General features: G+C 42.2%; 9 protein-coding genes. 6 read left to right on the top strand and 3 right to left on the bottom strand.

Going from position 1 to position 12,817, the window contains the following annotated elements; all coding sequences use genetic code 11:
• Positions 1 to 83: 83 nt before the first annotated feature.
• Positions 84 to 1,406 (bottom strand): TIGR03279 family radical SAM protein, encoded by a 1,323-nt coding sequence (locus tag F8S12_RS01565; RefSeq protein WP_196514472.1) that lies wholly within the window; start codon positions 1,404 to 1,406, stop codon positions 84 to 86.
• Positions 1,407 to 1,477: 71 nt separating this feature from the next.
• Positions 1,478 to 2,302 carry an undecaprenyl-diphosphate phosphatase gene (locus F8S12_RS01560; RefSeq protein WP_196514471.1) on the bottom strand — a complete coding sequence of 275 codons (825 nt, stop codon included), beginning with the start codon at positions 2,300 to 2,302 and terminating at the stop codon, positions 1,478 to 1,480.
• Positions 2,303 to 2,721: 419 nt separating this feature from the next.
• Between F8S12_RS01560 and F8S12_RS01555 the strand changes: the two genes are divergently transcribed.
• Together F8S12_RS01555 and psbU are read left to right on the top strand one after the other, a co-directional pair.
• The gene (locus F8S12_RS01555) at positions 2,722 to 3,501 is read left to right on the top strand and encodes a DUF3120 domain-containing protein (RefSeq protein ID WP_196514470.1); all 780 of its coding nucleotides are present in this window, start codon (positions 2,722 to 2,724) and stop codon (positions 3,499 to 3,501) included.
• A gap of 409 nt (positions 3,502 to 3,910) precedes the next feature.
• Positions 3,911 to 4,339 carry a photosystem II complex extrinsic protein PsbU gene (psbU, locus tag F8S12_RS01550; protein WP_196514469.1) on the top strand — a complete coding sequence of 143 codons (429 nt, stop codon included), beginning with the start codon at positions 3,911 to 3,913 and terminating at the stop codon, positions 4,337 to 4,339.
• Positions 4,340 to 4,527: 188 nt separating this feature from the next.
• Here psbU and F8S12_RS01545 read toward each other — a convergent pair whose 3' ends face one another.
• Entirely contained in the window at positions 4,528 to 5,409 is an 882-nt protein-coding gene (locus F8S12_RS01545) for an Npun_R2479 family HD domain-containing metalloprotein (protein ID WP_196514468.1), read from the bottom strand.
• Positions 5,410 to 5,980: 571 nt separating this feature from the next.
• On the opposite strand from F8S12_RS01545, the gene F8S12_RS01540 reads away from it, so the two are divergent.
• From F8S12_RS01540 to F8S12_RS01525, 4 genes are all read left to right on the top strand, one after another.
• A complete protein-coding gene (locus tag F8S12_RS01540; RefSeq protein WP_196514467.1) occupies positions 5,981 to 7,438 on the top strand; it encodes an efflux RND transporter periplasmic adaptor subunit in 1,458 nt (485 codons plus the stop codon).
• 210 nt (positions 7,439 to 7,648) lie between these two features.
• Positions 7,649 to 10,798 (top strand): efflux RND transporter permease subunit, encoded by a 3,150-nt coding sequence (locus F8S12_RS01535; RefSeq protein WP_196514466.1) that lies wholly within the window; start codon positions 7,649 to 7,651, stop codon positions 10,796 to 10,798.
• A 329-nt stretch (positions 10,799 to 11,127) separates the two neighbouring features.
• Positions 11,128 to 11,475 (top strand): hypothetical protein, encoded by a 348-nt coding sequence (locus tag F8S12_RS01530; RefSeq protein WP_230967719.1) that lies wholly within the window; start codon positions 11,128 to 11,130, stop codon positions 11,473 to 11,475.
• A 361-nt stretch (positions 11,476 to 11,836) separates the two neighbouring features.
• A complete protein-coding gene (locus tag F8S12_RS01525) occupies positions 11,837 to 12,304 on the top strand; it encodes a DUF29 domain-containing protein (protein WP_196514465.1) in 468 nt (155 codons plus the stop codon).
• Positions 12,305 to 12,817: the final 513 nt, after the last annotated feature.

Here is a 12,817-nt window from a genome sequence, read left to right as displayed (position 1 = left end):
AATAATTAATAATTATCTTGACTCAACTATTGCAAATAAACCTTCAGGGATTTGTTCAGATTTAAAGAGTTAACAAAAGTAGCTTAAATAATACAGGTATTAATTAAATCTTCAACTCCTGCCACTGGTAAAATTTTTGTCTTTAATTTGCAAGCTAGTTCTTCAACACTCATATCATCTAAAAATACCAATTCCCCATGTTTGAGCATTACATTTGGCAGTAAAATCCCTTCTCCTAAATCTTGCCCTTGTAGGTTCAACAATAAATCATGACCAGTTAGTAATCCCGTGACAGTGATACTCTGTCCCCAATAATCACTACATAGAGCTTGCATATTTACTTCTAAACCTTCAACAGAATTCAACCGTTTTAAGATAGGTTGAAATGCCTTTTTAACTGCGTTGCCCACTACCCAAGTTAATTTCCTCTGTGGATAGACTTTTGGTGGTAATAATTCTGTTGCGGCGGCGGCAAATTGCTTGATAAATAATTGAATGGAACCAACACCGTTATCAATTTGCGGATATTCTTCATAGTCAGATTCGCTGGGTAATTCCTCACCTGCAATCAAAAACCACTCATCGGCTAACCAAACAACGCTGGAACCGAATTGTTGGCGAAATTGCCGCGAGAGCATTTGCATTTGGGAAATCACTTCTAGGGCTTTTTCCTGAGTTACGGGTATGAGTTCGTCTTCTGAAGGGCGAAACCGTGTCAATCCAACTGGCACAACTGCCACCGATGCCACCGTGGGCACTTCACCAGTATGAAAAGACGCTAAATCTTTGAGGGTTTGTTCCAGATGTTTGCCATCATTTATACCAGGACAAACAACTACTTGAGCATGAATTTGTAGTCGCCTTTCTTGAAACCATTTGAGTTGTTGCAAGATTTGTCCCGCACGCGGGTTTTTTAGCAGTCTAATTCTTACTTCAGCTTCCGTAGCATGAACAGAAACATACAACGGAGACAAGCGCATTTGCTCGATTCGCTGCCATTCTCTTTCTGACAAATTGGTCAGGGTAAGATAAGAGCCATACAAAAAGCTCAGACGGTAATCGTCGTCTTTCAAGTACAAGCTGGTGCGCTTACCTGGTGGTTGTTGGTCGATAAAGCAGAATGGGCAGCGATTATTGCATTGAATTAAACTATCAAATAAAGCAGTTTCAAATTCTAACCCCAAGTCTTGATCGTAATCTTTTTCGATTTCCAAGCTGTGAGTTTTACCCGCAGCGTCTAAAACTTCTAGTTGCAAGACTTCATCAGCACACAAAAATTGATAATCAATTAAATCGCGGGGATGAGTACCATTGATTGCAACGATCGCATCCCCAGACTCAAAGCCAATCTCTGCGGCTATAGAATCAGGTAATACTCTGGTAATTCGGGCAGGATGAATAGTCATTGGGAATGGGGCATTGGGTATTGGATAAAGGACAAATGATAAATGACAAAGAATTATTAACTATTATGGAATTATCCTTTCCAACCTGCTGCGATCGCCAATAAGATGGCACTGCCAAATGCTAATCTATACCAAACAAAAACCAAAGTGTTTCTGGTTGCTAAGTATTTGATTAAGAATGCAATTGATAGGTAGGAAAAAATAAAGGTTGAAATAATCCCTACAATTAATAGTCCAACAATGTTATCTGGCAATTCTTGAGCTTGAAATAATTTGAATATTTTCAAACTTTTATACAGCGTAGCAATGGTAAGAGTTGGAAATCCTAACAAAAATGAGAATTTCGCTGCTATGTCGCGTTCTAGTCCTAAAAATAAGGCAGTCGTCAACGTCGAGCCAGAACGAGAAACGCCCGGAATCAAAGCAAGTGTTTGTGCCAATCCAACTAAAATACCATCTCGAATCTCTAATGAATCATAACCTCGTTTGCGAGTGCCAATTTTTTCTGCCAAAGCTAGTAAAAGTGCCATGATGATTGACATGATGGCAATAATTAATGCGCTCTCCGGTAGAATATCTTTCAAAAGATAGCCGAAAATTAAGGCAGGTATTGTTCCTACTAAAATACCAACAAGAATCTTCCACTCTTCACGTTGCCAGTCTCTATGTTTTAGTGCTTCGATTCCACCCTTGACAATACTGTAAATCAGTGACCAAAAATACCCCAAAATTGCTATAACACTACCAAATTGAATTGCATCAACAAAATCTTTAGAACCTAGTTCTTTCCAACCAAATATCTTTGTCACAATCAAAAGATGTGCAGTGCTGCTAATTGGCAAAAACTCTGTAATACCTTGAACAATACCCAAAATAAAAGCTTGAATAAACTCCATATCTAATTAATACCTTTTTCTAGAGATCATATTGTTTAGCTGATGATGTTGCTTTATATACTTTCCACTGCACCCAATCTTGGAGAAAATTCAATTTTACTGATCAACAACACTATCGAAGACGCTGACTATGTTCTTACACCCACTTCAATAAGTCAACGCAATTTCGCCAATTTATCAAACTTTAATATTTAGCGGACTGATGCCAGTTCACTTTTTAACCGTTAAATTTACCCCTCGCTCCTCTGTAGTCTTTAGCTTACAAAGTACTACATGAAAGTTCTGTACATAGTGCAACTTTAATGGATTGGTTTGGGCGATCGCTCCCGAAATTTCAGTATAATTACAATGCCCCAGGGGGGGATTCAAAAATGTGATATCTTAAATAAGATAAAGTTTAGTAACAAATATTAAAAACTTTGATTAATAATACATTGTCCTCCTACACCACTTCTACCCCTTCTATTGATACGGAGTTGCATCCAACTGACACTGAGCAAAGAAGTATTAAGGAATTAGAGTCTACACTCTCCTTATCTCCCTCTCTACCTTTATCTATATCTTCTCGACAAACTTGGTTAGTGTTTGCGGCGGCGGTGTTTTTGGTAACAGTGCCAGTCTTTATCGAAGCGCCAATAGTGCGATCGCTACCAAGTCTGAGTTTAGCGCTGACAGGATTTTGGGTGTGGCTAAGTTTTAGGTTAATGTCACATCCTGCAACTTATGTATGGGGAGATTTGCTCTTAGGGTTTAGCTGGAGTTGGTTAGCAGGAGCGATTTACTGGGGCTGGTTACGTTGGGAACCTGTATGGCATCTACCAATGGAGTCTATAGGATTACCCTTTGCCTGCTGGTGTTTGGCGAAGAATTGGGGCAAGGTGGGTAGCTGGTTTTATTTAGGTTCTTTACTCGGTACAGTTTTAACAGATGTATATTTTTATATAGCAGAATTAATGCCCTATTGGCGGCAAATCATGAGAGTAGAGGCTGATATAGCACCGCAAATATTACAAAATGCCTTAACGCAAGTACAAACACCTTGGGGACAAACTTGGGCAATAATTCTCGCCTTCCTGCTGTTAACAGTGGGGAGTTTACCTTTAGCTAGAAAGCAAAGACACTGGTATGCCTTTGGTGGCGCAGTTTTAAGCACCATTTTGGTAGACAGCCTATTTTTGTTAGCTGCGATCGCTGCGTGAAGGAGGCAGCACTTCTCTACGAGAGGATGCGCCAACAGCACATCAAGAATGATGTTGTAGATGATTAATTAGTTAAGAAATATTACATAACCGTCCATCAGCATCAAGTCTTTTTTGGTGGGGTTTTCGGTATTAGACATCGCACAGTTTCGTGTCTGGTTGGGAGGTAGAATCAGCCACCCCGAAAAGATTTCGTCTAGCTGGGAATGCTACCAGGATCATGGATGCAACGCTATTGCAGCTATGCAAGCACTCTTACCACTATGAAAATTTTTTGCAAAAGTACAGTCAAACCCAGTAACGGTAAATATTGTGGATATTAATACGCTGTATATTAGTTTCTGATGACTGCTGACGGCTGTTAGCTTAAAACTTTTATTTCTGTTTGATGGAAAGAGGTAGAAAAATCGTGAAAGGATTGGCGCGTTTATTAACAGTGTTTAGTTTGTTACTTAGTTGCTGGGGATGGTTGGGAACAACTCAGATAGCCCAAGCTGCTAGTTTCAACAGTTTTGCTTTTCCTCAAGTCCCAGTTCTGGCAATTGAGCGGCAGAATCGGGCAGACGCTAAACTAGGAACGGAATTCGGTAAAAAAATTGATTTGAATAATACCAACGTCCGAGCTTTTCAACAGTATCCAGGGCTTTATCCCACCCTGGCCAAGAAAATTATCACGAATGCTCCCTACAAAAAAGTAGAGGATGTATTGGATCTTCCAGGATTGAGCGATCGCCAAAAAGAAACCCTGCAAGCCAACTTCGATAAATTTACCGTGACAGAACTAGAGCCTGCCTTCAACGAGGGAGACGATCGTTTTAACAACGGCATCTACAGATAACTGCCTTTGCAAATGTAGCAAATAGCAGCCCACTCCTGATTCTAGGGAGTGGGACACGATTATGAATTAGGAGTTAGGAGTTATGAGTTAAAAATTCAAAATTCCTAACTTCTCACCCCTAACTTCTCACTCCTAACTTCTCACTCCTAACTTCTCACTCCTAACTCCTCACTCCTAACTCCTAACTCCTAACTCGCAACTCCTAACTTTTCTAAATACCGTTGCTGTTCTTGCTGTTGTTTTTCGTGTTCTACAACAAACACATTTGAGTAGAGATTAGCCAAAATTTGTTTTCCCTGTTGTGTCAATGACAGATAATGCAGTCCTTCTTGGATATAGGGAAAAACGCCATTCCAGTAAAATTTAGCGTAGTTATTACGTAAATCGGCAGGGGTTTTATAGCCCAAAACTTTATTTACACCAGTTTCTTCAAACTCGTAAAATAAAGAAGTAATTTTCTTCAAGTAACGTGGGTCGCTTAGTTGCCCAATCAAATCAGCAGCACGTACTAACCCTGCAAAGCACTTTGTCTCTTGCTGATCCTCTGCCGCAGGCACGGGAAATCTAGTCAATTCAATATTGCTCTTAATCGCTTCAGCATCTATTAACTTGTGACCCCCAAAACGCTCATCAATAAATAGCTTTGCTCTATCAACATGATAGGGTGTGAGACTGGCATCAGAAGCGCCAGAAGCTACAGCAATCATTTTGCCATTCTTACCTGTGGCATATAAGTCTGCTGCTTCTCGGTCTTGCCGGCAAACTCCCTTAACGTAGCCAATATCATGACACACTAAGGAAATGATACAATGCAACCAGTCTTCACTGGAAACACCGCCTTCTCTAATGTGTTTCCCACGTAAAATTTCTTGCCCCACTAGGGCTACTAGGACAGTGTGTTCAACATTGTGATAAAGGGCATCGCTGTTGGCAATGTTTTCCAAAGCCATGTTACCAGCCCAGGCAATAATGTCCTGATAATCATTTTTGAAACAGCCATAAGTGCGACGGTAGCCTTCTCGAATTTCATCAACGAAGGCATCAATTAAAATTTCAGTGGCATTGAACATATTTGATTAATTTGGTAAATACCAATTATTTATTGATTTTATTGATTGATTTCAAAATTCCATAATCAGGGCCACCCTTGCTGGAATTTAGGGCAATGGAGTTTGCTCCTTTGTAACTCAGGTATAGGTCTGGATGCTAGCTTTCCCTATGTGTAGATTGCATGGTAGACCATAACTTCTTTGCAACATAAAGGGTTCTGAGGGATTATGGGTTGCGTAGAAAAAATAATTGGCTAGTGTACAAAGATACATTAATGTTTTTGATTTTAATTAGCTAAGTCTACATTAGCTTCATCAGTATTTCATAGCTAACCACTGGTTGACAGTGATCTAAATACATATTGTGTGTGACTTAGAGTAGCCAGATGAGATAATTTTTCGCATCATCATTTACATAATTTTCTTAGTAATTACTCGTAGTATAATATAGTTTATGCAATATTTTATACTATAAATTATGAAGGACATTTACTGATAAATGCGTCATAGTTGATATAAAGTAAATAAATTTCAAGTTTTCTTAAGAAAATATTTAAAGTTGTATGGGTAGACGAAAAGTGGAGGTGAGACTGTGAGCGATGAAAGAGTTTCAGAAGTCGGGGTGGAAGAACCTGTAATATCTGAGGATGCTAGCTTTACGAGCCAGTTAGATGAAAAACAAACCAGAGCATGGTTGAAGCCATTATTCTTGGGTGCTGGTTTAGGAATTGCGATCGCCTTTGGTGGGATGGGTGTATTAAATCGTCTTCCATCTGGTCAACAAAGTGCGATCGCGGATAAAAAAGTTAACCCAGCGCTGACAGTCACCATCGCTACAGTAAGAACCGCCCGTGTTGTCCGTACCCTCAAAACTACTGGGACTGTCGCAGCGCGTGATTTAATTCCGGTGTTACCGCAGACAAACGGCTTACAAATCAAAAGCATCCCCGAAGATGTGAAAGAAGGAGCTTTTGTGAAAAAAGGTCAAGTTTTGGCGGTATTGGATGATTCCATACTGCAAAACCAAATTAGCCAAGCAAAAGCAGATGTGGAATCTAAGCAAGCAGATGTAGAATCCAAACAAGCGGATTTAGCATCAAAACAGGCGGATTTAGCATCAAATAAAGCGATAGTCCAGCAAAAACAAGCCGATTTAGCTCAAGCTAAGGCGAGGCTAGAGGAAGCAGTCAAAAATTATCAACGCTATCAACAACTTGCTGACTCTGGGACGATTAGTAAACAAGAACTTGATACTCGTTCCTACAATGTGAAAACTGCCATCCAAGTTGTGAATCTCGCCCAAGAAAATGTGCGTAGTGCCCAGGCGAATATTGGCAGCGCCCAGGCGAATATTGGTAACGCCCAAGCTATTATCAACAAAGCCAAAGCCGATGTCCGCAGCAGTTCTGCCAAGGTGCAACAACTGCAAACTCAGTTGGGACAAACTGTGGTGCGTGCGTCGGTTTCTGGAACGATCGCCGAGAAACTAGTTAGAGTAGGTGATGTTACTGGTGTACCGCCGCAAACCCAAGTCGGGACTGTGATTGGTGGCACACAAAAGCTATTTTCTATTATCCAAGATCAAAAACTAGAACTTCAAGCAAAGGTTCCCGAAACTCAACTAAATGAGGTGAAAATTGGCGCATCCGTGCAAATTACTTCTGGTGTCGATCAGCGTGTGCGATCGCAGGGACGAGTTAGGGACATCCAACCACAAGTGAACGATCAAAGGCGTGAAGCTACAGTAAAAATTGACTTGCCAACAACAAGTTTACTTAAACCAGGGATGTTTGCGAGTGCCGCCATTACTACTAACTCAGGGATGAGGATGGTAGTGCCGCAAAAAGCAGTCCAGTCTCAAGCAGACTCAAGTGTAATTGTATTCACCTTATCGGGTGTAGATACAGTCCGCACCCAGAGAGTAAAGTTAGGAGATCCTGCTAGTGGTGACAAAGTGGAAATTATGAGTGGGTTGCAGTTAGGCGATCGCGTCGTAGTTGATGGTGCAGGTTATCTCAAAGATGGCGATAAAGTTCGAGTGGCAAATTGAAGAAGGAGTCAGGAGTCAGAAGTCAGGAGTCAGAAGCGATGCCCTGAGCCTGCCGAAGGGTCAGAAGTCAGAATGCAAACAGTGGCAATACTGCTCGTTTAAGCCTAAAAAAGCACTCCAGGGTAGGTTGGGTTTCGTTCCTCAACCCAACCTACAAATCTACTGAGATATCTAATCTAAAATCTAAAATCTAAAATCTAAAATTTCCCGATGTCTTTCAATATCTCCGCTTGGTCGATTAAAAAACCTGTTCCTACAATAGTTTTATTTTTAATTTTGACAGTGGTGGGTTGGTTCTCCTTCATATCCTTGGGGATTGATATTAACCCAAATATTGATGTGCCAACAGTTTTGATAAATGTCACCCAACCGGGTGCAGGCCCGGCAGAACTAGAATCCCAAGTGACGAAAAAAATTGAAGATGCCGTCGCGGGGTTGGGCAATATCGATTATATGATTTCCACTGTCAGCGATGGAAATTCTAGAACGACAATCAGTTTTGTTTTGGGTACAGATAGCGATCGCGCCACCAATGATGTCCGCAATGCGATCGCTCAAATTCGCCAAGATTTACCCCAAGATATCAACGATCCAATTGTGGAACGCCTGGAATTTTCCGGTGGCTCGGTGATCACCTACGCGGTTAAATCAGATCAGCGTTCTGTAGAAGAATTAAGCAACCTCGTAGATCAAACCATTAGCCGCGCCTTATTGGGAGTCCGTGGTGTCGCCCAAATTCAGCGTGTGGGTGGAGTTGACCGAGAAATTCGGATCAATCTCAATCCCGATCGCTTACAATCTTTAGCGATCACCGCCACCCAGGTAAACGACCAAATCCGCGCTTTGAACATTAACTTACCTGGCGGGCGTGCCGAAGTTGGTGGTAGCGAACAAAGTATCCGTACTTTAGGAAGTGCCACCAGTGTAGATATTTTGAAAACCTACGAAATTCTCTTACCAGAGGGTGGTTCCGTACCCTTATCCAGCTTGGGAACCGTAGAAGATAAATTTGGCGACGTGCGCCAAACTGCCCGCCTGAATAATCAACCTGTGGTAGCTTTCCAGGTATTGCGTAGTACTGGCAGCGTTCTGGTGACAGTGGAAGAAGGAGTCAAAGCAGCAGTTAAACAACTCGAAAAAACACTTCCCGCAGATGTCAAGCTGGATTTAATTTTTACTAGAGCCGATATTGTCCGCCAATCTTACCAAAGCACCATTGAGGAATTGATTCAAGCTTCCGTGCTGGCGATCGTTGTTATTCTAGTGTTTTTGCGTGACTGGCGAGCAACATTAATTACTGCTGTTGCCTTACCTTTATCAATAATTCCCACCTTCGCAGTGCAGCAAGCCTTTGGTTACACCCTCAACAATATGACTTTGTTGGCATTAGCGCTGGCGGTGGGCAACTTGGTAGATGATGCCGTTGTGGAAATTGAAAATATGGAACGGCACATGGCTATGGGCAAGTCAGCTTGGAAAGCGGCTTTTGATTCTTCTGAGGAAGTAGGATTAGCGGTTGTAGCAAGTGCCGCGACGATTATTGCCGTGTTTATGCCCGTTGCCTTTATGGGTGGGATTCCGGGGCAATTTTTCCAACCATTTGGTGTTACAGTTGCCGTTTCCACAATTTTTTCAACTCTTGTAGCGCGGATGGTTACGCCCATGATGGGGGCGTATCTCTTGCAGGAGAAACAGGAGCAGGGAGGCAGGGGAGCAGGAAGGCAGGGGGGCAGGGGAGTAGTAAAATTCTTTAATTTTAAATTTACCCTTCCAGGTAGCGGGAACGGAAATAGAAAACTCAGCACTGAAAAGCGTCGGCGTTTTCAACCTTATAGATCACTTTTAGAATGGGCATTACGCCATAGATTGACAACGATCGCGATCGCCTTAGCTTTCTTTATTGCTAGTCTGATGCTAGTTCCCTTAATTCCCAAGGGTTTCGTTGATGATGGCGACTTCGGATTTTCCAATGTATCCGTAGAACTAGCTCCCGGTTCCACTTTAGAAGACGTTAACAAGGTAGTCACACAAGCAACTAACATCATTCGGCAAAACCCAGTAGTTGAAAGGGTACTAGCAACGGAACAGATCAATTCTGCAACCCTTGCCATTAATCTCAAACCTAAAGAGGAACGAAATATTTCCCAAAAACAGTTTGAGGAACAAGTGCGCCCTTCCTTTGAGCAAATACCAGGAGCTAGAATTAGTTTTCAAAGTCAGTCACCAGGTGGCAGTCGTAAAGGTTTATCAATTGTTCTCAGGAGTGAAAATCCTCAAGCATTGAATCAAACTGCTGATGCCCTAGAAAAGCAGATGCGAGCTATAACTGGATTGGTAGAAGTGTCTTCTAGTGCGAGTTTAGTTAAACCAGAGATTTTAGTAATTCCTAACCCACAACGGGCAGCAGATTTAGGAGTGACAGTGCAAGCGATCGCTCGGACTGCTTCCCTTGCCACCATTGGCGACAATGATGCTAACTTAGCAAAATTTAATTTAAGCGATCGGCAAATCCCCATTCGTGTCCAAATCGACCCGAAAGCACGGGCTGATATCAACACAATTACAAATCTCCAAGTCCCCAGTCAAAATGGTAGATTAGTTCCCCTTGTGGCAGTGGCAGATATCCGCTTTGGTAGCGGCCCTGCTACCATTGACCGTTACGATCGCGCCCGTCAAGTTGCCGTGGAAGCCAATTTACAAGGGATTTCTTTAGGCCAGGCAGTCGAGACAATCAACAAACTACCTGTGATGCAAAACTTACCGCCAGGAGTTGTACAGCAACCTTCAGGCAGTGCCAAAATTATGCAAGACATTTTCGGTCGTTTTGGAGTAGCACTGGGGCTGTCATTAATGTGTATCTATGCAATTCTGGTGCTGCTGTATAACAACTTCCTGCATCCATTATCGATCATGGCAGCCTTGCCCTTTTGTTTGGGTGGCGCACTGATAACGTTGATGATTGCCCAAAAACCCTTGGGACTTTATGCGTTGATTGGTGTCGTGTTGCTGTTGGGGATTGTTACCAAAAACTCGATTTTGTTAGTTGACTATACAATCATCAATATGCAAGAAGGCAAAACCCAACGTCAGGCACTCGTAGAATCGGGTGTGTCACGTCTGCGCCCGATTTTAATGACTTCTCTGGCAACGATCGCCGGGACTTTGCCCCTAGCATTAGGAATTGGCGCGGGTTCTGAAGTCCGCCAACCAATGGGAATTGCCATAATGGGCGGTTTCACAACTTCCACCCTGCTGACACTGGTGGTAGTACCAGTAATATTTAGCTACATTGACAACTTCCAAACTTGGATTATGGATACATTGCGCTATGGCTTTGGCAAGAAACCATCGCGCCAATAATTGTAGAGACGGCGATTTATTGCGTCTTCTTAACCTTTTGATTAGACTGCAACAGAAGTAAACCTGCTAAAACTGCATCTGATTCATAGGCTGTAAACTTTGCCAGAGATAGGGAAAGGATGAAAGGGGAAAAGTTAAAGGGAGATTTAATTCCTTTTCTTTTCCCCTTTCTGTTTTCTATAGGACTTACGCAAAACTACACGCTGTAGGGGCAATTCATGAATTGCCCCTAATACGGTTCAGTTAAGGGCTACTGGTACAAAACTTTGGGTTTTTGAGACGCGATAAATCGCCGTCTCTACAAATGTTTTGGTCTTATCTGAACTGTATTGGAATTGCCCCTACCTGAAAATCAAGGTTTCGACTATTGGTTGCGTAAGTCCTGTTCTAAACTCGTGGACGAGTCTTTAATACTCATGGACGAGTCTTTGATACTCGTGGACGAGTCTTTAATACTCGTGGACGAGTCTTTAATACTCGCGGGAGAGTCTTTAATACTCGCGGGAGAGTCTTTAATACTCGTGGACGAGTCTTTGATACTCGCGGGAGAGTCTTTGATACTCGTGGGAGAGCCTTTGATACTCGTGGGAGAGCCTTTGATACTCGCGCGAGAGTCTTTGATACTCGTGCGAGAGTCTTTGATACTCGTGAGCGAGTGTTTAGGACTTATTGAATAGCCTAAGAAAACCTCACCCTGTTTCTGCTACGCAAAACCTGTTCCTCTTCTTAGTAAAGCTATGGTGTACACACAAGTCAGACAGGTTTTACTCCAATACACTTGGGATAAACCAGAAAGCCCTCATGTAGAGACGCGATTTATCGCGTCTAAAATACTGGAACGTTAGAGAGACGCGATAAATCGTCGTCTCTACAGAGAATGTTCTCGTCAATTATTCCTTGACAAAGTAGTATGATTTATTGCGTCTTCAAAAACTAGCCCTGGCGAATGGAATTCGCCCAATACTTTTCAAATATCCCTAAGTGCGATCGCATTCCTGGCTATGATCGAGTGAGTAACTCTGGGAGTTGATCTAAGAAATGCCTAACACGCTATACGATCAAGATTTGCAATTATGGATTGAGCAAACCATTCAACAGTTACAAAATCATGAATTTGAGGCGTTGGATATTGAGCATTTGATTGAGGAGCTAGTTGATTTGGGTAAGGCAGAGAAAAATGCGCTCAAAAGCAATCTGACAATTTTATTGGCGCATTTACTCAAGTTACGAGTTCAGAATGATGTACCTGATATGATGAAAGGAAGCTGGTATAGCTCAATACTTGAACATCGTCAGCGAGTTCTGAATAATTTGGCAGATACTCCTTCTCTAAAAAGTTTTCTGGTAGAGGCGCTGGAAAAAGCCTACCCAGATGCTCGGAAGCTAGGCATTAAGGAAGGTAAGCTTGCTAAGTTTGGGGTTCGGATACCCTATGAAAGTGAATATCCCACTGTTTGCCCTTTTTCGATTGAGCAGATTCTAGATGAGGATTTTTATGGGTTGTAGAGGATTGCGTAGGCGTAGCCCGCACTTCTCTACGAGAGGCTGCGCGTAGCAAGATCGTCTCCGACGGGAGAAGGATACGGCAAGCTCAGTGACCATCGTAGACATCGCAATCATATTGGTTTATGTGTAGATGAATGGACAGGTTGACCGAAAAGTTCTACAATCTGACTGATTGCGGTAAATTTACCTATTGCCCAATCCACATAAGCATAGTAAAGATTTTCTAGTGATTGCGTTTGATTGCGGAAGCACTAAATTAATATAGGGAAGTCTTTCATAAAGGGCAGCAAACAAATGGATGTAAAGCTGATTCTAGCTGGATTAACAGTTATATTTACGCTTTCGTGCTTATTTTTTGGTACGAAAAATGGATTCTATGATTCAGACAACTATCACGGCAATGGCTCCGCACATTGAAATAAGTCTGTAGATACTTGGGCGACTTCCCGTAGAGTGAGTTGGCTAAGATAGCTCAGAACTTGCAAAGGGAAAATAAACAACAGCCAAACTCCT

It is taken from the genome of Nostoc sp. WHI (assembly GCF_015714725.1).
Taxonomy (GTDB): domain Bacteria; phylum Cyanobacteriota; class Cyanobacteriia; order Cyanobacteriales; family Nostocaceae; genus Nostoc.
Note: the sequence above shows the minus strand (reverse complement) of the source record. Positions and strands in the feature narration are given on the sequence as shown.